General features: G+C 58.6%; 26 protein-coding genes and 1 pseudogene. 9 read left to right on the top strand and 18 right to left on the bottom strand.

All coding sequences use genetic code 11. The annotated features are described in order from the left end of the window. Positions 1-172 precede the first annotated feature (172 nt). The 16 genes and pseudogenes from GXX82_00390 to GXX82_00315 form a co-directional block, all read right to left on the bottom strand. On the bottom strand, positions 173-838 hold the full coding sequence (locus GXX82_00390) for a hypothetical protein (protein NLT21483.1): 666 nt from the start codon (positions 836-838) through the stop codon (positions 173-175). A 227-nt stretch (positions 839-1065) separates the two neighbouring features. Beyond that, positions 1066-1926, bottom strand: a complete 861-nt coding sequence (gene sppA / locus GXX82_00385) for a signal peptide peptidase SppA (GenBank protein ID NLT21482.1) — start codon at positions 1924-1926, stop codon at positions 1066-1068. A 69-nt stretch (positions 1927-1995) separates the two neighbouring features. Further along, positions 1996-2703, bottom strand: a complete 708-nt coding sequence (locus GXX82_00380) for a segregation/condensation protein A (protein NLT21481.1) — start codon at positions 2701-2703, stop codon at positions 1996-1998. Then, positions 2700-5339, bottom strand: a complete 2640-nt coding sequence (locus tag GXX82_00375; protein ID NLT21480.1) for a CBS domain-containing protein — start codon at positions 5337-5339, stop codon at positions 2700-2702. Before GXX82_00375 ends, GXX82_00380 begins: the two co-directional genes overlap by 4 nt. Then, the gene (locus GXX82_00370; GenBank protein NLT21479.1) at positions 5339-6202 is read right to left on the bottom strand and encodes a tyrosine recombinase XerD; all 864 of its coding nucleotides are present in this window, start codon (positions 6200-6202) and stop codon (positions 5339-5341) included. The genes GXX82_00375 and GXX82_00370 overlap by 1 nt, the downstream gene beginning before the upstream one ends. Positions 6203-6216: 14 nt before the next feature. Next, entirely contained in the window at positions 6217-6657 is a 441-nt protein-coding gene (gene dut, locus GXX82_00365; protein NLT21478.1) for a dUTP diphosphatase, read from the bottom strand. Next, positions 6645-7904 carry an insulinase family protein gene (locus tag GXX82_00360; protein ID NLT21477.1) on the bottom strand — a complete coding sequence of 420 codons (1260 nt, stop codon included), beginning with the start codon at positions 7902-7904 and terminating at the stop codon, positions 6645-6647. The genes dut and GXX82_00360 overlap by 13 nt, the downstream gene beginning before the upstream one ends. 4 nt (positions 7905-7908) lie before the next feature. Beyond that, positions 7909-9993, bottom strand: coding sequence for a polyribonucleotide nucleotidyltransferase (pnp, locus tag GXX82_00355; protein NLT21476.1), 2085 nt, complete (start codon positions 9991-9993; stop codon positions 7909-7911). Between the two features lie 18 nt (positions 9994-10011). After that, entirely contained in the window at positions 10012-10281 is a 270-nt protein-coding gene (gene rpsO, locus GXX82_00350; GenBank protein NLT21475.1) for a 30S ribosomal protein S15, read from the bottom strand. 10 nt (positions 10282-10291) lie between these two features. Continuing rightward, positions 10292-11176, bottom strand: a complete 885-nt coding sequence (gene truB, locus GXX82_00345; protein ID NLT21474.1) for a tRNA pseudouridine(55) synthase TruB — start codon at positions 11174-11176, stop codon at positions 10292-10294. Positions 11177-11236: 60 nt separating this feature from the next. After that, positions 11237-12199 carry a bifunctional oligoribonuclease/PAP phosphatase NrnA gene (locus tag GXX82_00340; GenBank protein ID NLT21473.1) on the bottom strand — a complete coding sequence of 321 codons (963 nt, stop codon included), beginning with the start codon at positions 12197-12199 and terminating at the stop codon, positions 11237-11239. Further along, positions 12183-12533: a 30S ribosome-binding factor RbfA gene (gene rbfA / locus GXX82_00335; GenBank protein NLT21472.1), complete on the bottom strand. Its 351-nt coding sequence runs from the start codon at positions 12531-12533 to the stop codon at positions 12183-12185. The genes GXX82_00340 and rbfA overlap by 17 nt, the downstream gene beginning before the upstream one ends. After that, positions 12530-12829, bottom strand: coding sequence for a DUF503 domain-containing protein (locus tag GXX82_00330; GenBank protein ID NLT21471.1), 300 nt, complete (start codon positions 12827-12829; stop codon positions 12530-12532). Before GXX82_00330 ends, rbfA begins: the two co-directional genes overlap by 4 nt. A gap of 5 nt (positions 12830-12834) precedes the next feature. Continuing rightward, positions 12835-15426, bottom strand: a pseudogene (gene infB, locus GXX82_00325) (translation initiation factor IF-2). A gap of 32 nt (positions 15427-15458) precedes the next feature. Beyond that, positions 15459-16880 (bottom strand): transcription termination/antitermination protein NusA, encoded by a 1422-nt coding sequence (nusA, locus tag GXX82_00320; GenBank protein ID NLT21470.1) that lies wholly within the window; start codon positions 16878-16880, stop codon positions 15459-15461. 2 nt (positions 16881-16882) lie between these two features. Continuing rightward, positions 16883-17353, bottom strand: coding sequence for a ribosome maturation factor RimP (locus GXX82_00315; GenBank protein NLT21469.1), 471 nt, complete (start codon positions 17351-17353; stop codon positions 16883-16885). Between the two features lie 165 nt (positions 17354-17518). Between GXX82_00315 and GXX82_00310 the strand changes: the two genes are divergently transcribed. Both GXX82_00310 and GXX82_00305 read left to right on the top strand, forming a co-directional pair. Next, on the top strand, positions 17519-18526 hold the full coding sequence (locus GXX82_00310; GenBank protein ID NLT21468.1) for an SDR family oxidoreductase: 1008 nt from the start codon (positions 17519-17521) through the stop codon (positions 18524-18526). Beyond that, positions 18523-18768 carry a hypothetical protein gene (locus GXX82_00305; GenBank protein ID NLT21467.1) on the top strand — a complete coding sequence of 82 codons (246 nt, stop codon included), beginning with the start codon at positions 18523-18525 and terminating at the stop codon, positions 18766-18768. The genes GXX82_00310 and GXX82_00305 overlap by 4 nt, the downstream gene beginning before the upstream one ends. Positions 18769-18781: 13 nt before the next feature. Here the strand turns inward: GXX82_00305 and GXX82_00300 are convergent, their stop codons facing one another. Further along, positions 18782-19051, bottom strand: a complete 270-nt coding sequence (locus GXX82_00300) for a hypothetical protein (GenBank protein ID NLT21466.1) — start codon at positions 19049-19051, stop codon at positions 18782-18784. A 1-nt stretch (position 19052) separates the two neighbouring features. After that, positions 19053-19691: an HAD family hydrolase gene (locus GXX82_00295; protein NLT21465.1), complete on the bottom strand. Its 639-nt coding sequence runs from the start codon at positions 19689-19691 to the stop codon at positions 19053-19055. A 199-nt stretch (positions 19692-19890) separates the two neighbouring features. Between GXX82_00295 and GXX82_00290 the strand changes: the two genes are divergently transcribed. The 7 genes from GXX82_00290 to GXX82_00260 all read left to right on the top strand — a co-directional run. After that, positions 19891-20943 (top strand): ABC transporter substrate-binding protein, encoded by a 1053-nt coding sequence (locus GXX82_00290; protein ID NLT21464.1) that lies wholly within the window; start codon positions 19891-19893, stop codon positions 20941-20943. A gap of 85 nt (positions 20944-21028) precedes the next feature. Beyond that, positions 21029-21931, top strand: a complete 903-nt coding sequence (locus GXX82_00285) for a branched-chain amino acid ABC transporter permease (protein ID NLT21463.1) — start codon at positions 21029-21031, stop codon at positions 21929-21931. Beyond that, complete coding sequence (locus tag GXX82_00280) at positions 21928-22872, top strand: branched-chain amino acid ABC transporter permease (GenBank protein NLT21462.1); 945 nt, start codon at positions 21928-21930, stop codon at positions 22870-22872. The genes GXX82_00285 and GXX82_00280 overlap by 4 nt, the downstream gene beginning before the upstream one ends. Positions 22873-22894: 22 nt before the next feature. Beyond that, a complete protein-coding gene (locus tag GXX82_00275; GenBank protein ID NLT21461.1) occupies positions 22895-23665 on the top strand; it encodes an ABC transporter ATP-binding protein in 771 nt (256 codons plus the stop codon). Then, positions 23662-24402 (top strand): ABC transporter ATP-binding protein, encoded by a 741-nt coding sequence (locus GXX82_00270; protein ID NLT21460.1) that lies wholly within the window; start codon positions 23662-23664, stop codon positions 24400-24402. Before GXX82_00275 ends, GXX82_00270 begins: the two co-directional genes overlap by 4 nt. Positions 24403-24654: 252 nt before the next feature. Next, positions 24655-25707, top strand: coding sequence for an aminotransferase class I/II-fold pyridoxal phosphate-dependent enzyme (locus tag GXX82_00265; protein NLT21459.1), 1053 nt, complete (start codon positions 24655-24657; stop codon positions 25705-25707). Further along, the coding region (locus GXX82_00260; protein ID NLT21458.1) for a hypothetical protein at positions 25704-25972 on the top strand (269 nt) is incomplete at its 3' end. The genes GXX82_00265 and GXX82_00260, both read left to right, overlap by 4 nt.

Here is a 25972-nt window from a genome sequence, read left to right as displayed (position 1 = left end):
CAGGGCGGTTGAACCGCTCCGAGGGGCCCCTATTCTGCAGAGAACGACCGTCGCAACCCCCCCCTTCAAGGCGGGTATAATTTTCCCGGTGGGGAAATATTTTCCCACCGGCGGGCCATGGAACAAGGAAGATGCATCCTTCTTGTGTCCGGTGCAGGCGTTCCGGCACCGGTCAATGACCGTACCGGCAGTAACGTTCAAAACCCATCACTTTCGTGGCTCCGGCCCCGGTGACTCCGAAAAAGACCACCGGTTTGCGGCCGACGAACCGGGTGATCGACCCGTTGACACAGGTGGAACCCGTTGCGAGGATGATATCGCCCCAGGAGAGGACATCCTCCGTGGCCTCAGGGCCTTCGATGACGATACCGAACTTCTTCTTCCCGATGTTGTCCTCGTCGAGGTCGAGGACCCGCATCTGGAACACCTCCGAAAGCCGCTCGATCATACCGGGTTGAAAACCGACGAAGGCGATGCGGGGGTTGCCAAACCTCTCTTTCACGTAAGGAACGAGCTCCCGGGCACACCGCCCCGGCTCGTCGTCACGGCAGTGAACGGTCCCCGTTATCAGACCGGCCTCGCGCATAACAGCATTCAGTGTGGAGATGAACACGGCGCGCTCGAAGTTGTTGTCGAGAGAGAGCATGGCGACATCACGGACGGTTCCCTCAAAACCACCGGGCATGTCCGTAAAGGCATGGCCCTTCACTCCCTTGTAAACGGCCTCCACCATCGCTTCCTTGCCCTTGAGAAGCGGGTAATCATCGCGGCCCGTCTCCCCTATCGCTTCCTTCGAGGAAAGGACGCGGGCCGAGACCACGCTCACCTTCTCATCCATCGAGTCGCCGGCAAGCCGCCTGAGCTCATCCTTAAGCCTTTCGTAAATCTCCAAAGATTCACCCCCTTTTACGGTTCGTTGTATAGTTTGTTAGCTAGCGTAATATAGCCGGATTGGAGGTGGGTTGTCAACGGGGGGGCTGAGAACGCGGAACCCGTGCCGAGATCGTCCTGTCCCGTAACTTCCGGGCTTTTAGACTCTTGAACCCTTGAACCCTGGAACCGCCTCTAGGGTGTGTACTTGTACTGGAAAGGTTCCGCCTGTTCGCGGCCGAGCATTTCCCGCGCCATGGAGGAGAAGAGCCACCTGAGAGGAGCGAAAGGCCTCTTGCCGTAGACGAGCTCCGGTTTCCCCTTGATACCGACGGCCTTCTTCATCTCGTCGACGACATCGTAGAAGGTGCCTATCCCGTCTATGAGCCCCGCCTCCTTTGCCTGCAGGCCCGTGTATATCCTGCCGTCCGCGAGTGTCCGTGTCTTGTCGAGTGGCATCTTCCGTCCCGCCGCCACATCCTTGATGAACTGTTCATGGATGTTGTCGATGATGCTCTGCAGATACTGACGCTCGCTGTCGGTCATCTTCCTGAAGGGACTGCCCACGTCCTTCATGGATCCCGCCTTGAGGGTGTTGCTCTGCACGCCGATCTTCTTCATCAGCTCCTCCACGACGGTCTGCTGCATGATGACACCGATGGACCCGGTGATGGTCGACGGGTTGGCATAGAGCTTCTCACCCACGGAGGCGATATAGTAACCCCCCGAAGCACAGACGGACCCCATCGAGACATAGACCTTCTTGACCGCCTTGAGCTTCTTGAGCTCCGTCGCCGCCTCCTGCGTGGGGCCCACCGCCCCGCCGGGCGAATTGATACGAACAATGACACCGCGGATGCCGTCGTCCTCTTTGAATCTGGCCATGTCGGCCATGACTTCCTTGAGATCGGAGATGGTCCCTTCGATCTCCACGACACCGATCTTTCCCCCGCCGGCTCCACCGATAATGCCGGGCAGAACGCTCGCGGCAAAGATCACCGCCGCTATCACCACGGTAACAATGAGCAAAACCTTCCTGCCTGTCCGACCGGCCATCTCATCCCTCCTTGCAGAGGCCGCGCATGGAAACCGCCTTCGCCGCCCCTGTCAGTCCGGCGCCGCTGCTCACGCTTCGGCAAGCGCCGCCGCGTCCCTTGTCTTCATGATAATTCTACCAAAAGGGCGCCGCTGTGTCAGCGTCGCCACCCGTATCTTGGCCAGCTCCAGCATCCCGAGGATGGTGGCCACGCGCTCGTTCCTTTCCTCCCCGGCGGCGATGTCCCATTCAAAGAACCCATCGGACCTCAGAAGGTCCTTGAGCGCCGCGATCTTCTCCTCCAGGGTCGGCTTCACATCACGCACCACGAAGTAGGACTCCTCCTTGACGTTCATGAGCTCGAAATAGAGGTTGCACAGGCACAGAAGGTCGAAGTCGGCCTCCTTCTCCAGGCTGCCCCGCCCGATGCAGTAGACATCACGTTCCAGCAGGGGCAGTTCACCAATGGCGATGGCCATGCTCCTGACGCGCTCGTACTCGATGATGCGCTCCACGAGCTCTTCGCGGGGGTCTTCCTCCTCGCTCGCCCCGCTGGACGGCAGGAGCATCTTCGATTTGATGAAGAGAAGGAGGGAGGCCATCTCTATGAAATCCTCGGCTATCTTCAGGTTCATCTCCTTCGCTATCTCCACGTACTGGAGGAAACGGTCCGTGATAAGGGCGATGGGGATGTCCCATATGCTCACCTTGTTTCGCTTGATAAGGGTGATGAGGACCGCCATGGGGCCCTCATAGCATTCAAGCTGGACCTCGAGCGCGGGAACGAGAAGGCTCATCTCAGGATCCCCTTTTCGCCGAGATAGGTCTCAAGGTAGTGGGACTCCGCTTCCTTGGTCTTGAGGTTCATGTCGATCTTCGCATCCTTCAGGTCCTCGAGGATCTCCTTGTAAAGGGGGCCTTCCGGAACACCGAGCTTCTTGAGATCATTGCCGGTCGTGAAGGGCCTGAACGAGTCGTGGTGGGTGATATAGTTCGAGATCGCCTTCTTGACCTCCTGTGAGCGGGTCCTGGCCATGATGAAAAGCAGGGCCTCCCGGGAAAGACCTTCCAGCAACCGGTACACCTCGCTCTTCTTTATGCCCGCCATTCCCTGGGAGAAACGTGCCATGGCAAACCGTAAACGCTCGACATTCTCGACGGCGCGTCTCCTGAAACGTTCGCTTATCTCCATGCGCGCCGCGAATTCCGCGACATCGGGAAGCTTCATGTTGTCCACGACGGCAAGAATGTAGAACTGGACCTTATCCACGGACTTGCCCTGGTAGAGGAACTCGTGCCACTGATACACGCCGTGCATCTCGGCGAAGAGCCTTTCCTTGTCCTTGTTGAAGACAATGTCCGGCGAGATGAAACGCAGGAGGTCGAGTTCGGCAAGCCTGGCGAGGATGCCCTCCGGTGCCTCCTCCTTCAGGATGAGCGCCAGCTCCGCCCATATCCTCTTCCCCCGCATCCTGGCGAGAAAATTCAGCTTGACGGCATTCTTGATGAGGTTCAGGGTCTGTTTGCCGATCTTGAACCCGAATCGCTTCTCAAAGCGGATGGCGCGGAACACCCTCGTCGGGTCTTCCACGAAGCTCAGGCTGTGGAGGACGCGGATCGTCTTTTCCTTGATGTCCCGCTGGGCGCTGAAAAAGTCCACGAGCTCGCCGAAGGTGTTCCTGTTAAGGGATATGGCAAGCGTGTTGATGGTGAAATCGCGGCGGTGAAGGTCCAGCTTCAGCGAACCGTGCTCCACGGTGGGCAGCGCGGCCGGAGCCCTGTAGTATTCGAGACGGGCCGTTGCGATGTCGATCTTGAAGCCGTCGGGAAAGAGCACCTTTGCTGTGGAGAACTCCCTGTGGGAACGCATCCTCGTGTGGAACCTCTTCACCATCTCCTCGGCAAAGGCGATGCCGTCACCCTCGATGACGATGTCGATGTCATAGTTCTCGTTGCGGAGAAGGAGGTCCCGTACGAAACCGCCCACGAGATAAGCGTGAAAACCCATCTCGTCGGCAAGGCTCCCCATGTTCACGAGCTTTTCCATCGTCACCTCGTCCAGCCGCTCCTCCATGAGCTTGCGGACGTTCTTGCGCTGCACGTATTTCTCGTGGAACTCGAGCTTCTCCAGGACGGTCTTGGCGATCTCGTCCTCGAGGACCCTCAGGAGGTCCGTTCTCGTGATGGCACCCTTGAGCTCATTCTTCTCCACCACGGGAAGGAATCGCTGGTTGGTGCCGATGATCTTCTCCTTTACCGCCTCGATGGAGTCCTCGGGACCCACCGACTGGAATTCGGTGAACATGTAATCGTCGACGGGCTGTGCCGCCAGCTTGTGGAACAGTGCCTTCGCCGCCACCTGCCGCGTGATGACACCCACCACCTTGCTCCGCGAGAGCACCGGCATGGCGTTTATATTATACTTCGTGAGAATGCTCAGGGCCTCGCTTATGGCGCTTTGCGAATCGACGGACTTGACGGGGAAGAACATGATGTCCTTCGCTTTCCAGAGTGGTTTGACACTGTTGCGAAGGATCTCGATGAGTTTTTCCTTCGCCTCGGGAAGGGTCATCTCCTTGATCGTGGAGGACGCGGCGACCTTGTGGCCTCCGCCGCCGAGCAGCGACATGACGTACCCCGAATCCACCTCGGGTATCCTGCTGCGCCCTATGATGTGGATGCGGTCCTCCATCCGGAAAAGGGCAAAGACGGCGTTGATGTTCTCCATATCCCTGTATTTATGGACAATGACCGCGAGGTCCCCGACATATTGTTCCGTGCTCCCCTCGGTGATGACGATATCGATTCCGTTGATATTGTAGACCGCCGCGTTCTTGATGATGTCGTTGAGAAGGAAAACCTGTTCCGGGGTCAATTCCCGGACAAGCATGTCGGAAACAAGATTGATGTTGGCTCCCTGTGAAAGAAGATAGGACGCGGCCTCGAAATCCTCGACGGTCGTGGACGAGAACCTGAAGCTGCCCGTCTCCTCGTAGATGCCCAGCATCATTATCGTGGCCTCCTCGGGCGTGACGCTGATACCCCTCTCTCTTATCATGGAGACAAGGATCGTCACCGTCGCGCCGACGCTCCTGACCACCTGAAGGTCGGCCTTCACGTCATCCGCGGAATCGGGGTGATGGTCGTAGACATGTACCGCGACCTTCGGGTTATCCGCCACTTTCGCGAGGTCACCGATGCGCGTCTTGTCGCGGGTATCGACGAGGATAAGGGTATCGACGGAACGATGGTCTATTTCCTTGAGCTTGGCTATGTCGAAGAGATAAAGGGTAGAGTGGATGAGAAAATCCCGAAGCGTCTTCTCCTGGGACCCGGGGAAGACGAGGGTCGCGTCGGGGTAGAGTTTCCTCGCCGCCACCATCGAGGAGAGAGAATCGAAATCCGCGTTCATATGGGACGTGATGACCTTCATTAACCCCTCGGGTGGTGTTTCTTGTGGATCTCCTTCAGGCGCTTGCGGTCGACGTGGGTGTATATCTGTGTTGTGGATATGTCCTCGTGTCCCAGGAGCACCTGGACCGACCGCAGGTCCGCGCCGCCCTCAAGCAGGTGTGTGGCGAAGGTATGCCGTATGGTATGAGGCGACACCTTGCCCCGTGACAGCTTGAGGCCGTACTTCCGTATGATCTTCCAGACGGCCTGACGGGTCATCATACCGCCGCGGCGGTTCGGAAAAAGGTACTGGCCCCGGGGTCTTTCCGCGTCGAGGTAGGCCCTGATGGCGTCCCTCGAATAGGAGCCGAGCGGCACGACCCGTTCCTTGGAGCGCTTTCCCATGGCGACGACGAACCCGCCATCCAGGTTGACATCGCCTTTCTTGAGGCTTATGAGCTCCGAGACCCTCAGGCCCGTCGCGTAAAGAAGCTCAAGCATCGTCCTGTCTCTCAGGGCCATCTTCTCTCCCTGGGGCAGGCGGATGAGCTCGCCCATCTCGTCCTCGGAGAGCACCCGGGGAATGGGCGGCCGAAACCTCGGTGTATCGACATCCTCAAGGGGGCTCACCGCGACCTTGCCGTCGAGGAGGAGGTAATTGAAGAAACCCCTCAGCGCGGACAGGCATCTCACGACGCTCCGTGTCGACCTGCCCTTTTCGCGCATGTATCCGATAAAGGATTCCACGTGGCGCCTTTCAGGCTCCGGGCAGGCCATCTCCTCAAGATACCGTATGAATGTCAGGATATCGCGGTTGTACGCCTCCACGGTATGCGGCGAGGCGCCGCGCTCCGAAACAAGGTGACGGACATAACTGTCAAGATGGTGATAGAGACGTTCCACCCGCCGTATCTCCCCTACACCCCCGTGGAACCGAAACCTCCCTCGCCGCGGTGCGTATCGGCAAGACTTGCAACAGGCCGGAAATCCACCCGGGCCAGTCTCTTGAAGACCATCTGGGCAATGCGGTCTCCCCTGTTTATCGTGAAAGGCTCCCGGCCCAGGTTGATCAGGATCACCTTGACCTCGCCCCGGTAATCGGAATCGATGGTGCCCGGGGTGTTGAGCACCGTCACCCCGTGCCTGTGGGCGATGCCGCTGCGGGGCCGCACCTCCCCCTCGAAACCCTCGGGTATGCCGATGAATATGCCCGTAGGGATAAGAGCACGTTCCATGGGACCAAGGATAACGGGGTCTTCAACGAGGGCACAGAGATCGACGCCGGAGGAACGGTCTGTCGCGTACACCGGAACCGTTGCACCATCACGCGTCTTGATGAAGACCTCTATTCTCTCCATACCCTTTCGACCTTCTCGCGGTCCACATTGCCGAGCACGGTGAGGGACACCATCTTCATGCTGTCGAATATCTCCCGGGCAATGGCAGCCACGTCCTTCTTGCTGATCCCGTCTATCTCCCGGAGGGTTTCCTTGAGGGGGATGTATGTCCCGAAGTATATCTCGTTCTTCGCGAGGCGGCCCATACGTGTCTCCGACCCTTCGAGGGCGATGAAGAGGTTCCCTTTTATATGCTCTTTCGAGAAGGACAGCTCGGCGTCGGTTATGCCCCTGTCCCGGATCCGCGCTATCTCCTCCCTGATGAGGGTGAGCACCTCCGCTATGGATTCCTGGGACGTGGACGTCGATATCCCGAACGTGCCCGCGTCATGGTAGCAATTGACATAGGAATAGATATTGTACACGAGGCCCCTCTGTTCCCGTATCTCCTGGAAAAGGTGGGAGCTCATGCTGCCGCCCATTATCGCGTTCAGGACGTAGAGCACATACCTGCGCCTGTCGACCTGGCTGACGCCGTCCGTGCCTATGCACAGGTACACATGCTCCAGGTCCTTTTCGTAAATGTCGATCCCCGTGGTCGCGCGAGGCGGGATAAGCATCCTGCCGTCGTCTTTTCCCGCGGGAATGCCTGAAAAACGACGCCTTATCTCTTCCACGCAGGCCTCGTGGTTCACCCTGCCGCTCACGGTGATTATGGCGTTCTCCGGTCCGTAGAGGTCTCTGAAACAGGCCGTCAGCTGACCGCCGGTGAGGCCTTCCACGGATTCCTCAGTGCCCAGTATGGGCATCCCGAGGGCGTGGTCCTTGTAGTAGGAGGCATTGAACATGTCGTAGATATACTCCTCAGGATTGTCCTCGATCATCTTGATCTCTTGAATGATGACGTAACGCTCCTTCTCGATGTCCTCGGAGCTGAAGAGTGAATCGCGGTACATGTCCGCAATGATGTCGAGGGCCACGTTGAGGTCCTTGCGCAGGACCCGCGCGTACAGACAGGTGTATTCCCTGCCCGTGAAGGCGTTCAGCGAACCGCCGATGGCGTCGATCTCGCGGGCGATGTCGTACGCCGTGCGCCCCGTCGTCCCCTTGAAGAGCATGTGTTCGATGAAATGAGAGATGCCGTTCACGCCTGCCGTCTCGTAACGGCTCCCCGCCTTCCACCATATACCTATCGAAACCGTCGAATAGTATGCGATGGATTCTGTAACGACGGTGATACCGTTATCGAGTACGGTCTTCTTATACATCTAATTAATGCTGTCCCCTCTGGTCCTTGAGGACAGCCTTTCTCGACAGTTTTACCCTCCCGTTGTCTTCCACGCCGATGACCTTTACGGTGATGTCGTCGCCTTCCCTGACCACATCGGAGGCCTTCTTGACGAACTTGTCATCGAGCTGGCTCACGTGGCAGAAACCGTCCAGGTTGGGCCCGAGTTCCACGATGACACCGGCATCGAGCACCCGCCGCACCTTGCCTTCGTAGACGGCGCCCACCTCGACCTCTTTCACAATGGATTTGACGATCTCGATGGCGGCGTTGGCGGACTCCTCGTCCACGGAAACGATATTCACCGTCCCGGAATCGTCGATGTCTATCTTGACGCCCGTCCTCTCAATGATGCTCCGTATCACCTTTCCACCCGGGCCGATGACCTCCCGGATCTTGTCGGGCTTGATCGTCATCGTGTAGATCCTGGGTGCGTAGGGCGAAAGGTTCTCCCTCGGTGCCGGAATCGTCCCCGTCATGATATCGAGGATCCTGCCGACACCCTGCTGACCCTGGATGACCGCCTTCTCCATGGTGTCCTTTGATATCCCCTTTATCTTGATATCCATCTGGATGGCCGTGACACCTTCCCGGGTGCCGGCGATCTTGAAATCCATATCGCCGAGGTGGTCCTCGTCACCGAGGATGTCGGAAAGGATGAGTTCCCGGTCGCCCTCCTTCACGAGGCCCATGGCGATGCCCGCAACGGGCTCCTTGATGGGCACGCCGGCATCCATGAGCGAAAGGCAGCCGCCGCATACCGTGGCCATCGAAGAGGAACCGTTCGACTCGAGGATCTCCGAAACGATCCTGATCGTGTACGGGAATGCCTCCCTCTCGGGCAGGATCGGGGTCAGAGCCCTCTCGGCAAGATTGCCGTGACCTATCTCGCGCCGTGTCGGTCCCCTCAGCATCGAGACCTCACCAACGGAAAAGGGCGTGAAATTGTAATGGAGCAGGAAGGTCTTGTACGTCTCTCCCTCGTGGAGGGATTCGATCTTCTGCTCGTCATCGGATGTTCCGAAGGTGGTGACCGCCAGTGCCTGCGTCTCGCCCCGGGTGAATACCGCGGAGCCATGCGTCCTGGGGAGGGCGCCGACGACGCAGGAGATGGGACGGATCTCGTCCGTGACCCGTCCGTCGATGCGTCTGCCCGTCGACAGGAGCTGCTCCCGCATGAGGTCCCGTGTCACATCTTCGTAGACCTTGGCGATGATCCCTGCCTCCTCTTCGGAGTAACGGGCCTTGAGGTCGTTCAATATCGCATCCTGTCGCTCGTACCGCCGCAGTTTCGCCTTCACGCCAAAGCTGTCGATGAGGTCCTTCTCCACGATGGCGCGGACCTCTTTCTTCTTCTCCTCCAGGTCCTGGGGGACCGGTATCTGCCTCTTCGGCCTTCCGATCTTTTCCCGGAGCTTCTCCTGCATCTCGATGAGAGGCATCATGGCCTGGTGGCCGAACTCGATCGCTTCGATGAGATCCGTGCCCTTCACGAAGTGTGCCTCGCCCTCCACCATGATGATGGCGTCACGGGTTGCCGTGACGACGATATCGATATCGCTGTCGGCCATCTCGGGAAAGGTCGGGTTCGCGACGAAAACACCGCCGATCCTGCCCACCCTGACACCCGCGAAGGGTCCGTCATGGGGAATGTCCGAAATGGTGACCGCGCAGGATGCCCCCACGAGGCTCAGGACGCCGGGATCGTTGTCCTGATCGGCGGAAAGCACCGTCGAGATGACCTGGGTCTCGTATCGCCAGTTCTTGGGAAAAAGAGGTCTCAGGGGCCTGTCGATGAGGCGGGATGTGAGTATCTCCCGCGTCGTCGGACGTCCCTCCCTCTTGAAGAAACCCCCGGGGAACTTGCCGGCTGCATATGACATCTCCTGGTAGTTGACGGTGAGCGGCAGGAAATCCTTGTCCCTCTCCTGTTTCTCGGCAACGGCGGTGACGAGGACAACCGTGTCCCCGTAGCGCGCCAGAACGCTTCCATCGGCCTGCTTGGCCAAACCCCCGGCACTGAGGGTCAACGGTCGACCCGCGAATTCGATAGTTATATTTTCTTCCATATTTGTCCTATTATTCCTTTATTTTCTCAGACCAAGCTTCTCTACGACCTTCTTGTAGCGGTCAACGTTCTTGTCCTTGAGATAGTTAAGAAGCCGCCTTCTGCTGCCGACAAGGACGAGAAGCCCCCTTCTCGAGTTGTGGTCCTTGGAGAACTTCTTGAAATGCTCCGTCAGGGATCGTATCCGTTCCGTCAGAAGCGCTATCTGCACTTCCGGGGATCCGGTGTCGGTATCATGGGTCTTAAAATCCTCAATGATCGACTTTTTCCTCTGAGTGTCCAATGGCATATATTCCTCCTTAATAATTGATCAATCGCCTTATCTTTATCGTTTTCGATCCCAGGTCCGCGAAGCCCACGCCGATCAACGTCCCCTGCCTGTTAAAGAGCCGAGCGGCCTCGCCGTGCCTCCATTCCCTCGCGCTGCCAGCTATCGGCACGGGCATCCCGTGCCTCAGGAACTTCTCCAGGGCCGTCTCCACCACCATGCCCCGCACGGAACCCAGGATATTCTCCAAAGGTAACAAATAGTTTAACAGGTCTTGCTCCATTTTGAAACACTCAATATCGGTCCCCATCTCTTCCGTGAACTCTCCATGTCTCGTCCGTTTCAGAGTGAAGAGGGTGGCCCCGCATCCGAGCTTCTCGCCGAGGTCGCTCGCCAGCGCCCTGATATAGGTACCCTTGGAACAGGTGACCTCGATGTCGAGATGCGGATGGCTGTAGTCGAGAAGGGTGATATCGAAGATCTCCACCTCCTTGACGGGCTGCTCCACCTGAACTCCGCTTCGGGCCCACTTGTACAGGGGCTTGCGGTTGACCTTTTTCGAGGAATACGCGGGAACACGCTGGGTTATCCTGCCGAGGTAAGACATTAACGCGTCCTCGATGATCTGCCGGTCGAAAGGTTCCGTCGGTGTTTCCGTGAGCACCTTGCCCTCGATGTCCTGCGTCTCCGTCGTCACGCCCAGAAGGAATCTCGCGCGATACTGCTTTTCCACGTTTTCGAGAAAGGGTATGAGCTTCACCCCTTCATCGAGGGCGACAGGCAGTATCCCCGTCGCGTTGCGGTCGAGGGTGCCTATGTACCCTATCTTCTTGAACTTGTGGAGCCTCTTCAGCCGTCGTATCACATCGTAGGAGGACATCCCCGCTTTCTTGTCGATTATCAAGTATCCATTCATTGCCTGTATCCGTTTCCTTCCCTGTTCGCCCGCAGCTCTTTCAGGAATCCGGGCGGTCTTTTACGGGTCTTTTATGCAACCTTCAGGCGCAAGGGCCCGAAGAAGTCTCTCTTCCGTTTCCTCCATGGTGCCTTCAATTCGACACCCGGCGGCATTTCGATGCCCCCCGCCGCCGAAGGCGTTGCAGATGGCGGCAACGTCCACGGTCCCCTTGCCCCGCATGCTGACCTTGTGGTGACGCTTGTCGATCTCCCGTATCAGCACCGCAACCTCGATGCCGTGTATCTCCTTTATGAATTCGACGAAGCCATCAGTGAACTCGCGGTTCGTTCCCGTCCTTTCGAACATGTCCGATGTGACGCGGGCCATCGCTATCCTGCCCCCATAGGTGGTGAGCGTGCACAGGACCTCGCCGAGGAGAAGGAACCTTTCCCTGGGGTGGTTCTCGTAGACCATCCCCGCCACCCACGACGGTCTCACGCCTGTCCTGACCATCTCTTCACATATCCTGAAGGCCTCGAGGCTGGTGTTGTCATACCTCAGCGACCCGGTGTCGGTAAAGATGGCCGTGTAGATGTTCACAGCCATACCGTGGTCCACCTTCACCTTCAGGGACTTGAAGAGCCGGTACACGATCTCCCCCGTCGACGACGCCCCGGGATCGACAAGGTTCACGGCCCCAAAGTGGTCGTTCGTATCGTGATGATCGATATTGACGACGGGTGCCATCGTGCCTATCCGGTCGTGTCCCGTCCCGACCCGGAAAAGGCTGCCGCAGTCGAGAACGAAGACGGCATCGTACTTGCCGTCGGGCACCGCGTGGACCACGCCGGCCGGTGCCGGGAGAAACTCATACCTGTAGGGGACCTTGTCCCTGAGGTAGACCGTGGCCTCCTTGCCGAGTGTACCGAGGGCCATGGCAAAGGCGAAAACGGACCCGATGGCGTCGCCGTCGGGATCGATGTGGGTCGTCAGGAGGAAACTGCGGCCCTCTTCGACAAGTTTCTTAATCCTTGCCTTCATCGGTCTCCTTCCTGAAGATCTCCTCCATCCTCTGCACCCTCTCCAGGGTGTCGTCGAGGAGAAAGGTGATCTCCGGCATGTACCTCAGTTGCACCCTCCTGCCGAGAAGGAGCTTTATATAACCCTTCGAACGCTTCAGGGCCTCTAGGGTATGCTGTTGTTCCTCCTCGCTCCCATAAACGGAGATATAGACCTTCGCGGACTTCAGGTCCTCGCTCATCTTTACCTCGACAACGGTGATGAAGCCAAGACCCTGGTCCTGCAGTTCCCGCTGGATGATAAGCGATATCTCCTCGCGGAGCAGGTCCTGGACCCTCAGGCGCCGGTATCTCATATCTCGTCCCCGATAACGATTATCTCCGACGAGGTATCGATCACCTCGCCGAGATACAGAGACTCCATGTACTCATGGACGTTCTCTATGACCTTGCTCACGTGGTCCTGTCTCACACCCGCGACGGCGAAACCAACCCTGGCCCTCTGCCACAGGTTCGACTGGTCCACCTCGATCACCGAAATATTGAACTTCGCCCGTGTCTTCTCGATCACTTTCCTCAGCATCTGCCGTTTGTCTTTGAGAGAGTGATTCTCAGGAAAGAAAATGTCGACGCGGGATACACCAACTACCATAGCCTTCAACCGTCAAGGGTCTGCTTCTCCTTTTCCTCGATGAAAAACTCGAAGACATCCCCTTCCTGTATGTCGTTGTAGTCCTCAAGGGAAATACCACATTCGTATCCCGACTGGACTTCCTTGACGTCATCCTTGAAGCGCTTCAGGGAGGCGATCTTCCCCGTATGGAGGATCTGTCCGCCCCGGACGACCCTTACCAGCGAGTTGCGCGTCGCCTTGCCCTCGGTCACGTAGGAACCGGCAATGATGCCGATGCGGGACACGGAGTATGTCTTCCGCACGTCCGCCTTGCCTATCGTGGTCTCCACGATCTTCGGGGCCAGCATACCTTCCATGGCCTTCTTCACATCGTCTATCATCTCATAGATGATGGAGTACTGCCTGACCTCTATCTTCTCCTGCTCGGCCAGCGCGTGGGCCTTCGCCACAGGCCGCACGTTGAACCCTATGATGATGGAACCCGACGCCATTGCAAGGTTCACGTCGGTCTCCGTGATGGCTCCCACGCCGCTGTGGGTTATCTGGACCTCGACGGAATCCGTGGACATCTTCTTCAGCGCTTCGACGATCGCATCGATCGTACCGCGCACGTCACCCTTGACGATGACATTGAGAAATACCTTTTCCGTTTCACCGATCTTTGAATAAAGGTCTTCCAGAGTTGTCCTGGCGCTCTTTAAAGCCTCCCTCTCGCGGAGCTTCTCCTGCCTGAACTTCGACAGTTCCTTCGCGTAACGCTCCTCCGTGGTGACGATGAAGCGGTCCCCGCCATGGGGCACATCCTGGAAGCCCACGACGAGCACCGGGGTTGCCGGCGGGGCGATCTGGATCCTTGTGCCCTTGTCGTCGATCATGGCCCGTACGCGGCCGAAGGTCATACCCGAGATAAAGGGGTCCTGTATCTTGAGGGTGCCGTCCTGGATGATGACCGTCCCCACCGGTCCGTGGCCCCTGTCGAGCTCGCTCTCAATGACGGTTCCCCGGGCCAGCTTGTCCGGGTTCGCCTTGAGCTCCAGCATCTCCGACTGCAGAACGATGAGTTCCAGAAGTTCCTTGATGCCCTCTTTCTTCTTGGCCGATATCTTCGCGAAGAGCGTTGTGCCGCCCCAGTCCTCGGAAATGAGGCTCTGCTCGGCAAGTTCTTTCATGACCTTGTCGATGTTGGCGTTCTGCTTGTCTATCTTGTTTATCGCGACGATGATGGGAACCTCGGCGCTGCGGGCGTGGTTGATGGCCTCGATGGTCTGGGGCATGACGCCGTCGTCGGCGGCCACGACGAGGATGACAATGTCGGTGACGAGCGCCCCGCGCGCGCGCATGGCGGTGAAGGCCTCATGGCCCGGCGTGTCGACGAAGACGATCTCTTTGCCATCGACATTGACCTTGTAAGCGCCGATGTGCTGGGTAATGCCGCCGGCCTCGCGCTCCGCAACGTTCGTATCCCGTATCGTATCGAGAAGCAGTGTCTTGCCGTGGTCGACGTGGCCCATGATGGTGACAACGGGGGAACGGGGTCTCAAGTCTTCCAGATTGTCCCTTTCCTCCTCTTCGCGGGCGAGGAACTCCTCCTCGATGGAGACGATCTTCTCCATGTCGTAGCCGAATTCCGTCGCCGCCAGGTAGGCGGTATCGTAGTCGATGGTCTTGTTCACCGTGGCCATCACGCCCAGCGGAAGGAGTTTCATGATGATATCCTGAGCCTTGACGTTCATTCTCTTCGCCAGCTCGCCGACGGTGATCTCGTCGCTCACTTTCACCACCCGTCTCGCGACCTTCGGCTCGGACTTCTTTTCTTCCTCGACACGCCTGTCGCCTCCGCGGTCCCTCCTGTCCTTTCTGAAAGAACCTGTCTTGGGCCTCTGCCTCCTGAAGGAATACAGGTCCTCTTCCTTGATGACGACCTTCCTCTTCAGGACACCCTTCTTCTTCTCCTTGGACTCCTCTATCTCCTGCTCCTCGATCTTCTTGAGGAGTTTTTCCGTCTTCTTCTTCTGACGCTCCGGCTCTTCCCCGCCTTCGCCTTCCACAGCGGTGAAATCCTTTTCCAGGTCCTGCTTGTACGCCTCTTCGAGGACCTTCGTTATCTCCTTCTCTTTCTCTTCCGCGATATGCTCTATGTCGCCCTTGGGGGCCTTGTCCTCGGGGGTGAGGACCGCGGCCTCGGGGGCTTCCGGCGCGAGCGCTTCCTCCCGCTGCCTTTCCTTTATGTGCACGTGGAGGTCCTCAGGCATCTTCCTGGGTGCCTCCTCGGCGATCTCTTCTTCCAGCCTCGGGGTCTTTGGCGCCCTTCTCCTGACCGGGGCCTTCTCGCCCGCGGCTTCGGCCTTTTTCTCCTCTTCGACCCCGGGTTTCTCTTCCTTCGGTTCTTCCTTGGCCTTCGGGGGGGGCTGCACCCTCCGCCTGATGATCGTGGAAGCGACCCTTGTTTCAACGAGGGTCTCCCCTGTCGCGGAGGTCTGCTCCTTCATCGCTTCTTGCGTGGCCTCGCCTTCCTTCGGTTTGTCCTTGATCTTGACACCGATCTTCTTGAGTTTGGCGAGTATCTCGTCGTCGCTGGCCTTGTCGGTAAGGGCCGTAATCTTGATTTTCGTCATTGACTGATCCTTCCTTGCTCCCCCGAGGCGGGTCATTCACCGGCTGGCGTGATCGTCTCCTCGTCCGGCTTCGCCTCTGATTCCTGCCGCGCTTCCTGCGCCGGCTCTTCGGCACCTCCTTCTTTCTCGTCGGTCTCTGTAAGCTGCGGGGCCTTTTCGGCGGCGGCCTCCTCGGCGGCGGCCTCCTCGGCCGCTTTCGCCTCCTCGGCCTCGAGCGCCTTCCTGGCCATGATCGCCTTCGCCTCATCGATGATGCGCCTGCAATCCTCCACGGATATGCTGGTTATCTTGTTCATCTCTTCGGGGGTCAGCTTCGCGATGTCCTTGGGATCACGCAGATACTCGTCGTGGAGGATCCGGGCAAGGATCTCGGACACCTTGAGGTTCTCCACGAGCTCGTCGATGATCTTCTTCGATGTCTTCTCGACCTCGGACTCGCTGCTTATGTCGATCTTCCAGCTCGTCAGTTTCGAGGCAAGACGGACGTTCTGCCCTTTCTTGCCGATGGCCAGCGAAAGCTGGTCGTCGTTGACGATGATCTCCATCGAATGCTCTTCCTCATTTATATACACCTTCGACACCCTGGCAGGCGCCAGCGTGTTGCAGACAAACTTCGCGATATCCTTGCTGTAGGGGATGATGTCGATCTTCTCGCCGCGGAGCTCCTGGACGATGCTCTGGACGCGGGACCCCTTGACGCCGACACAGGCCCCGATGGGGTCGATGTCGGGGTCTTCGCTGTAGACGGATATCTTGGCACGCTCCCCCGGTTCCCGGGCGGCGCCTATGATCTTGATGATCCCTTCCTGTATCTCCGGAACCTCGAGCTCGAAGAGCTTCATGAGGAAGCCCGGATGGGTCCTGGACATGAGGATCATGCAGCCCTTCTGTCCCTTTTCGACGTCGAGGATCAGGCCCTTGACGCGCTCCCTCTGGCGGTACGTCTCGCCCGGTATGGCCTCTTTGTAAGGCATGAGGGCTTCCGTCCTGCCCAGGTTGATGATGTAGTGGTTCTTCTCGACCCTCTGGATGACGCCCGTGATGATCTCGCCCTTTTTGCCCTTGAACTCGTTGTAGATGACATCGCTCTCGGCGTTGCGCACCTTCTGTATGATGATCTGTTTCGCCGTCTGGGCGGCAATGCGGCCGAGCGACGACGTGTCGAGCTTGATGCCGATGGCATCGCCCACCATGCATTCGGGGTCGTGATGCTTCGCGTCCTCTTCGTTTATCTCCATATCGGGCTCGCTGACGTTCTCGACGACGGTCTTGAACTGAAAGACCTCGATCTCCCCCAGTTCCTCGCTGTAATGCGCCTCGAGATCGAGATGACTGCCGTATTTCTTCTTCGACGCCGAGAGTATGGCCTCCTCGAGAGCCTCGATGATGGTCTCCTTAGGAATACCCTTTTCCTTCCCCACCTGCTCAATAACGTAATTGAGATCGAAATACATCGTTACCCCTCAAAATCAAACTCCAAATGTGCCTTTTTTATAGCACATATCGGGATGGTAAACATACCTATTTTTTCCTCTATCGTCACTTCGTCTCCCGCCGTGTCCACGATCCTGCCAAGGAATTCCCGCTTGCCTCCGATCTCCTCACGGGTGATTATCCGGCATTTCTTCCCCCGTGATCTCACGAAATCCTCACGTCTCTTCAGGGGCCGTGTGAGGCCGGGAGAGGAGACCTCCAGGGTATACGGGTGCTCGATGGGGTCCTCGACATCGAGGACCCTCGACAGTTCGCGGCTCACATACTCGCAGTCGTCGATGGTCACGCCCCCTTCCCTGTCGATGTAGATCCTCACAAGCCATCTCTTGCCGGAAGGCCGGAACTCCACCTCAACCAGCTCCAGGAGGCGCTCGCCAAGGATGGGTGCAACTATGCCTTCGATCTTTTCTATGGTTTCCGTGGCGGATATCATCCTGGCTATAAATTAAAAAAGCGGGCGGAACCCACTTGACGTTACTTTTCTATCACAACTTGCGGGGGAATGCAACGATAAATACCAGCATTTATATTGACTTTGCCCGCCCGGCAGGGTAAAACCAGATTGACGCTCCCCATCGCACAAACACAGGCGGACCGCATGTACACCTATCACACGTACACAAGCCCAAGACGCACACTTGTCACCGGCGGCGCCGGATTCATCGGCTCCCACCTGTGCGAACGGCTCCTCTACGACGGGCACGAGGTCGTCTGTCTCGACAATTTCTTTACCGGCACGAGGGAGAACATCGCGCACCTCATCGGCCGTCCCGGTTTCGAGATCATCCGTCATGACATCACCCAGCCCATCCTTCTCGAGGTGGACTGGATATTCAACCTTGCCTGCCCGGCGAGTCCGATCCACTATCAGTACAATCCTGTGAAGACCATCAAGGTGAACGTCCTTGGCACCCTCAACGTCCTCGGCCTCGCGAAACGCGTCCGGGCCCGGATATTCCAGGCCTCGACGAGCGAGATCTACGGCGATCCCGAGACCCATCCCCAGGTCGAGACCTACTGGGGGAACGTCAATCCCATCGGGAAGAGGAGCTGCTACGACGAGGGCAAGAGGGTCGCCGAAACCCTCTTCTTCGACTACATGCGACAGAACAGGGTGGACATCAAGGTCGCGCGGATCTTCAACACATACGGACCGAGGATGCGTGCCGACGACGGACGTGTCGTGAGCAACTTCATCGTCCAGGCCCTCACGGGGGACCCTGTGACCATCTACGGTGACGGCTCCCAGACACGGTCCTTCACGTACGTGGACGACATGGTCGAAGGCATCATCCGCATGATGGACCACCAGGCGGAAAGCTGGAAGAGACCCGACGACTACACGGAGCCAACGCTCTCCGGCTTTCCCGGGCCTGTGAACCTCGGCAATCCCCGGGAAACCTCCATCCTCGACATCGCCCGCACCGTCATCAGGCTCACCGGGTCGTCATCGCCCATCGTCCACAGGGACCTTCCCGAGGACGACCCGAAGCAGCGTTGCCCTGACATCTCCCTCGCGCGCAAGGCCCTTGAATGGGAGCCGACGACGGGACTCACGGAAGGTCTCGTGCGGACGATAGAACACTTCAGGAAGGCCGCAACGTGACACGGGAAGAGGAACTCGCAAACGCAGGATGGGAGAAAAGGTTCGTCGCCTGCGAGCCCCGGCTCTCAGAGATGGCCGACATGTACAGGGAGATCGGTTTCGAGGTCCACCTGGAGCCCCTGCCGGCAAAAGAGGACCTCGGCGCGGAAGAGACGTCCCCATGCGAAGACAAGGGCTGCACGGCCTGCTTCGATGCTGACCCGGAACGCTACCGCGTCATCTTCACCCGGCGCCCGGGCTGATCATCTCCCCCCGCTACTTAAAAAGCTCTTTCCACCGTTTCTCCGCCTCTTCCTTCGCGGACGTTTCGATCTGTCTTTCGGTGAAACGGAAGTATTCGCAGAAATTCGCCCTTTCCTTTTCCTTCACGAACTCCGCCTTGTCCTCCCTGCAGGAATTGGCCTTCCCCGTGTCGTAGAAGAGACAGTTCAGGCAGACGTGCAGGTCCTCTCCGCAGACGGGACACTCGTCCCGGAAGGAGATCTTTTCGGCGGTGATGGGGGCCTTGCACTTTCGGCACTTCATTTCAGAGAACCTCCAGGAGGTCTTTGAGGCCCGATATGGTCCTGCGGGGCCGGTTCCCCTGCCCGTCATGGCCGTCTATGCAGTAGCATTCGATCCCGAGACCGGAAGGGACATCGTGGTCGAAAACAGGATGGTCTCCCACGTGGACGACCTCGTGCGGGAGGGCGCCGACCCCCGCGAGGAGCCTCCGGAAAAACCTCTCCTCTCTCTTCACCATCCCGTAATCCGACGTCGCCGAGACGACGCGGGAGAAGAACCCCGAAAGACCGGTCTCGCCGAGTTCCTTCTCGACGAACATCCGTGCGGCGTTGGAGGCGATGACGAGGGTGTACCGGTCCCGCAGGGACTCTATGACCTCACGGGCATCGGGAAGAAGGGCGATGTGCTCCCTGTACCGGTCGAGGAGTTCCACCGGGGCGACATCGAGGGAAAACCTTTCCAGCCAGTGCTCTATCTCGTACCAGGCAATGTCGCCGTCCCCCACGGACTCGTACCGGGCCCGTATGAAGGCCCTGGCCTCGTCGAAGGTCATGCCGTACTTCTTCGCGTATTCCGAGGGAATACCCGTGTTCCAGACCATGTCGCCATACCGGGCGTCGACGAGGGTCCCGTCGAGATCGAAGGAGATGACCTTTTTCATCACAGCATTATACCAGATTCCCGTTCCTTTTTCCCCGGGCCGGCCGGCTTTCCGAAAAACATTGCATTAAGCGGGCAAGTTTGTTTTAAATTTACACACGAAGACAGACGGGAGGAAAACGATGAGAACCATGCTCCGCGTTGTGACAGCACTGTGCCTGTTCCTTTGCATCGGCGGGAACGTCGGCGCGAAGGACACTGTGAAGATCGGCCTCATCACGCCGCTGACAGGCGACGTGAAGACCTACGGCGAATCCGTCAAGAACGCCTTCAATATTGCTGTCGAGGAATATGGCAAAAAAGGGAAGTACACGATCCAGACAGCCATGGCGGACGACCGGAACGACGCGACGGAGGGCGCCAACGCGGCCCTGAAGCTCATCACCCAGGACAAGGTGACGGCCATTGTCGGCCCCGTTACGTCGAAGGTGGCGATACCCGTCAGCGAGATCGCGACCCAGCATAAGGTCCCCACCGTAACAGGCACCGCGACGAACCCCAAGGTGACCTTTTCCGACGGCAAGAGAAAATCCTACGTCTTCAGGGCCTGTTTCATCGACCCCTTCCAGGGTGTCGTGGCCGCGAATTTCGCCCTCAAGGACCTCAAAGCGAAGACGGCCGCCGTCCTCTACGACGTCAGCAATGATTACTCCAAGGGACTGGGCGAGTATTTCAGGACCACCTTCACGAAGGGAAAGGGGACGATCGTCGCCTTCGAGTCCTACCAGAAGGATGACGTTGACTTCTCGGCCATCATCACCAAGGTCGCCCTCAAGAAACCGGACCTCATCTTCCTGCCCGACTACTACAACAAGGTGGCCCTCATCGCCAGGCAGATACGGGAAAAGGGGATACGATCGACGCTCCTCGGCGGTGACGGCTGGGATTCGCCCGACCTCCTCAAGATAGGCGGCAGCGCCATCACGGGCGGGTATTTCGTGAACCATTATTCGCCCGACCGCAAGGACCCCGTCGCCGACGCCTTCATCAGGAAATACAAGGCCCGCCACGGCATCATCCCTGACGCCTTCGCGGCCCTGGCATACGACGCGGCGGTGATCCTCCTGAAGGCCCTCGACGCGGCGAAGAAACCGGTTTCCGGTGAGATCCTGAAAACCCTCGCTTCAACGAAGAACTACAAGGGCGTCACGGGCCTCATCAGCTTCGACGCGAAGGGGGACGCCATCAAATCGGCGGTCATCCTCAAGGTGGACAAGACCGGCTACACCTACGTGACGACGGTGAATCCATAAAGGCCGGAAGCGCCTGAGGACATTTTCCCGGACCCTTCCGTTTCCTCCGCGGGCTTAGAAACCCCCGGGGACACAGTGTTGCGCAATGGAGCATGCAAGCTACATAATCTCCCAGGTCATCAACGGCCTCCAGCTGGGCGCCGTGTACGCCCTCATCGCCCTCGGCTACACCATGGTCTACGGCATATTGCGGCTGATCAATTTCGCCCACGGAGATATCTTCATGCTCGGCGCCTTCTTCGCCTACTTCCTCATTTCCCGTTTCGGGACGCCCATCTATCTCGTCTTCTTCGCCACCATGGCCATGTGCGCGCTGGCCGGGTACTTCATGGAAAAGATAGCCTACAAACCCCTCCGGAACGCGCCGAAGATATCCCTTCTCATCACCGCCGTCGGCGTGTCCCTCTTCCTCGAGTACTTCTGCAGCCTCAAGGCGATATTTACCCCGGACTACATCGGCTTTCCCCGGCCCTTCGAGGTGTCGGCCTGGAACTTCTCACTCGGAGGGATCGACTTCTCCTTCACCAACGTGCAGATACTCATCTTTGCCATCACCTTCTTCACCCTTGCGCTCCTGTACCTGCTCGTCTACAGGACGAGGCAGGGCACCGCCATGAGGGCCGTATCCTATGACCAGGAGGCCGCGGCGCTTATGGGGATCAACATCGACCACACCGTTTCCCTCACCTTCATGGTGGGAGCCGCGCTCGCGGGTGTGGGAGGGATCCTTTACGGGATCGCCTATCCCCAGATCAATGTCTTCATGGGGATCATGCCGGGGATCAAGTCCTTCATCGCCGCCGTGCTGGGAGGCATCGGCATCATTCACGGGGCCGTTGTGGGGGGCCTCATCGTCGGCGTGTCGGAGGTCGTCGTGTCGGCCTTTCTCTCCTCAACGTACCGGGACGGGGTCATCTTCGTGATACTGCTCATCGTCCTTCTCGTCAAGCCGAGCGGCCTCTTCGGGAAAAGGATCGACAAGGTATGAGATTCTTCCTCGAGTCCAGGAAACCTATCCTTCTGGCCGCCGGCATCTACATCGTCCTCAAGCTTCTCTTCAGCTTCGGTATCGCTTCCGAATACATCCAGCAGATCGCGATCTATGTCTTCATTGTGGTGCTCGCCGCGACGGGCCTTAACGTCATTTACGGTTACACCGGCCAGTTCTCCCTGGGCCACGCGGCGTTCTACGGGATCGGGGCATACACCTCCGCCTATCTCGTCAAGACCCTGGGGCTTGACAGCGTCTTCGCCCTCCCCGCCACCCTTCTTGCCGGGGGCGTCATGGCCGGGGTTGTCGCATGGATCATCGGGATACCGATCCTCCGGCTCCGCGACGACTTCCTCGGGATCGCCACCCTGGGGTTCGGAATACTGGTGCGGGTCTTCTTCGACAACTCCGACAGGATATCGGAGACACTGGGGGGCTCACGGGGTTTTACGGGCATCGCGAAGCTCACGAACCTGGAGACCACCTTCGTCGTCACCGTCTTCCTCCTCATCGTCACGAAGAATCTCATCTCTTCGCGGTACGGACTCTTCTGGCGGTGCATAAAGGACGACGAGACGGCAAGCGCCTCCATCGGCATCGACACCACGCGCATGAAACTCATGGCGTTCTCCTACGGCTGTTTCCTCGCCGGCGTCGCCGGGGCCCTCTACGCCCATCTCTACACCTTTCTCCACCCCTCCAATTTCGATTTCCTGAAGTCCATCGATTTCCTGATCATCGTCATCCTCGGGGGCATGGGGAACATAGCGGGCACCATCTACGCGGGACTTCTCTGGGTGGGCTTCATAGAAGGCCTGAGGATAGTCCTTCCCTCGAACCTCCTCGATCTCAGATGGGTGTTCATTCCCCTTCTCCTCATCGCGCTGATGATGTGGAGGCCCTACGGATTGATGAGCAGGAAGAAAGGTAACGGGTGATGGGTCATGGGGAGAGAACGGGATGACGGCGATGCTTGAAGTGGAAAGGCTCGAGAAGAGCTTCGGGGGCGTCCGGGCGGTTGACGGGTTCTCCTTTCATGTCGACAGAGGGGAGACGCTGGGTATCATCGGTCCCAACGGGGCGGGGAAGACAACGGTATTCAATCTCATCACACGGTTCTACACACCCGACAGCGGACGCATACGCTTCATGGGAAAGCTCATCACACACCTGCCCCCGTACAGACTGGCACGCCTGGGGATCGCCCGGACCTTTCAGAACCTCCGGCTCTTCAAGGACCTCACCGTCCTTGAGAACATCACATCCGCCCACCTCACCGGGCACAGCTACAGCCCCCTCGCGGGCATCTTCAGGACCGGAAAGCACCTCAGGATCGAGAGAGAGGCGCAAGAGAACGCGACGATGCTCGTTGACTTCCTCGGCCTCGACGGAAAGGAACAGACTCCCGCGGGAAGCCTGCCCTACGGTGAGCAGCGCAGGCTGGAGATAGCGAGGGCCCTCGCCACGCGGCCGAAGCTCCTCCTCATAGACGAGCCCGGCGCGGGCATGAACCCCCGGGAGATCAAGGACCTCGTCGCCACCCTCAGACAGGTGAAGGAGGCGTTCGGCCTCACCATCGTCATGATCGAGCACCAGATGGGCCTCGTCATGAACATATCCGACAGGATCGTCGTGATGGACTTCGGGGAGAAGATCATGGAAGGGACCCCCATGGAGGTCAAAAAGGACCGGCGAGTGATAGAGGCCTATCTGGGCGAGGAGCCGGTATGACGGAACCTTTCGGCGAAACGGGATCCGCGCTCCTCTCGATCCGTGACCTCTCGGTCTCCTACGGAATCATCGGGGCCATCGACGGCGTGAGCGTGGAGGTCCGCAGGGGCGAGATACTCTCCATCATCGGGGCCAACGGAGCCGGGAAATCGACCCTCCTCAAGAGCATCACCGGCCTTGTCCGCCCCGCGTCGGGCGTGATAGACCTCGAAGGAACGGGGATAACGAGCCTGCGGACGGACGTGATAGTGAGAATGGGGGTGACGATGGTCCCCGAAGGCAGAAGGATCTTCCCCGATCTCACCGTCAAGGAGAACCTGGAGCTCGGAGGTTTCTCTGTTGCCGACAGTCAGGTGCGGGGGCGCCTCTTCGACCTCATCGTGACGACCTTCCCCCGGCTGAAGGAGAGGATGAAACAGCACGCCGGGACCCTGTCGGGCGGGGAACAGCAGATGCTGGCAATGGGCAGGGCGCTCATGTCCCACCCGAAACTGCTCCTTCTCGACGAACCCTCGATGGGCCTCTCTCCCATCATCACGCGGGAGATCTTCTCCCTTATAACGAGGATCAACAGCGAAGAGAACATTACCATCATGCTCGTCGAACAGAACGCCCACATGGCCCTCGAGCACTCCCACCGGTCCTGTGTCCTCGAGAACGGCAGGATCACCCTCGAGGGACGCTCGAGCGACATCAAGCACGACCCGCGCATCGTAGAGGCGTACCTGGGAGTCTGATAAAAACGGTTCAAGGGTTCAAAAGTTCAAGAGTTCAAGCGTGAAAGACAAAAGAAGAACCCCGGGCAGGGCAGGCGACATGCAACAGCACGCCGGTGCCTTTTTTTGTCTCTTACTCTTGAACTCTTGAACTCTTGAACTCTTGAACTCTTGAACCTTCTTTATCCTTGAACCCTTGAACTCTTGAACCGTTTTTTGGGGCGTTGACTGCCTTTTTCCGGGGTTTCGTGATATAACATTTAGCACGTGTTCATGAAAAGGAATATCCCCGACATCCACGAATTCGCCGCATCGAAGAAGACCTCTCTTTCACGCGTCATGGACTTCACCTCCACGGTGAATCCGCTGGGACCGTCGGCAAGGGCCCGAAACTCAGTCAGGAAGAACATCGGGATCCTTCAGCATCGTCCCGACCCCGAAGCAAGGTACCTCACGCGGGCGCTCGCGCGCGCGGAAGGGGTGCCGGAGGAGAACGTCCTCGTCGGCGAGAGTCTCGAGGCACTGGTCGCGGCCGTTCTGCATGCCTTCGGTGCCCGGACGGTCCTCATCGAGGCGCCCTACCCCGCATACCTGCGGGACCTGCTGGAGGGTCCGGAGGAACCCCGCTTCTTTCCCCTCGACGGCAGGGACGGCTTCCGCCTGGACCCGTCCCGGTTCGCTGCGGAAATGCAGCACTGTGATGCGGCCATCCTTGCATCGCCGTCTTTTCTGTCCGCGGAGACACTGTCCCGGGACGCGGCTCGCGGGATCATTTCCGAGGCCGGGGAGCACAACACGCTTCTCATCGTCGACGAGACCCTGAAGGGATATTCCGGCACACCTTCCCTCGCGGCCGATATCCTGCAAGAGCAGGGGTGCGTCGTTATGGGTTCCCTGGGCGAGTATTACAGCCTCGCCGGCCTGCCTGTCTCCTACGTCATCGGAACTGCCTCCGTGATCCAGGACTTAAGGAGGCGAAAAGCGGTGACGTCCCCTGACACACTCTCTGCGGCAGCGGCGACAGCGTCACTGCGAGACCCGGCGTTCCCCGCCCGCACGAGAACATACATCGAAAGGGAGAGGTCCTTCATCGCCGATGGCCTTCGGGGCATCCCGGGGATAGTCTTCTCCAGCTCTGCCTGCGGTTCTTTCGTCGTCACCCTCGTCGACAGCCCGTCAAGACCCCTCGAGACCTTCGGATACTACAGGATCGTCGTCGACAACCTGGGAGACGCCGGGACCCTGTTCTTTCCCGTCAAGGACCACAAGTGGAACGCGCGCTACCTGAAAACCCTGAAGAACATTATGGGAGCATCGAAACGATGAAAAGAACGAAGACCTCGACACTATTCCTCCTTATATCCCTCGTCATCCTTCTCTTCACCGCGTGCCTCACGCCTGCCGGCGCGGCTTCCTTAAGGATCCTCCACGTGAACGATCTCCATGGCTTCGCCGAGAGCCACAAACGCCTGGGGTCCGACGACCTCCGCGGGGGCGTCGCCTGCCTCGCCTCCCTCGCGCAGAAGCTGAGGAAGGAGAAACCCTCGCTCCTCGTCTCCGCCGGGGACATGATCCAGGGGAACACCTGGGC

Origin of the sequence: Syntrophorhabdus sp. (genome assembly GCA_012719415.1) — a bacterium.
In the GTDB taxonomy this organism is placed as follows: Bacteria; Desulfobacterota; Syntrophorhabdia; order Syntrophorhabdales; family Syntrophorhabdaceae; genus Delta-02.
Note: the sequence above shows the minus strand (reverse complement) of the source record. Positions and strands in the feature narration are given on the sequence as shown.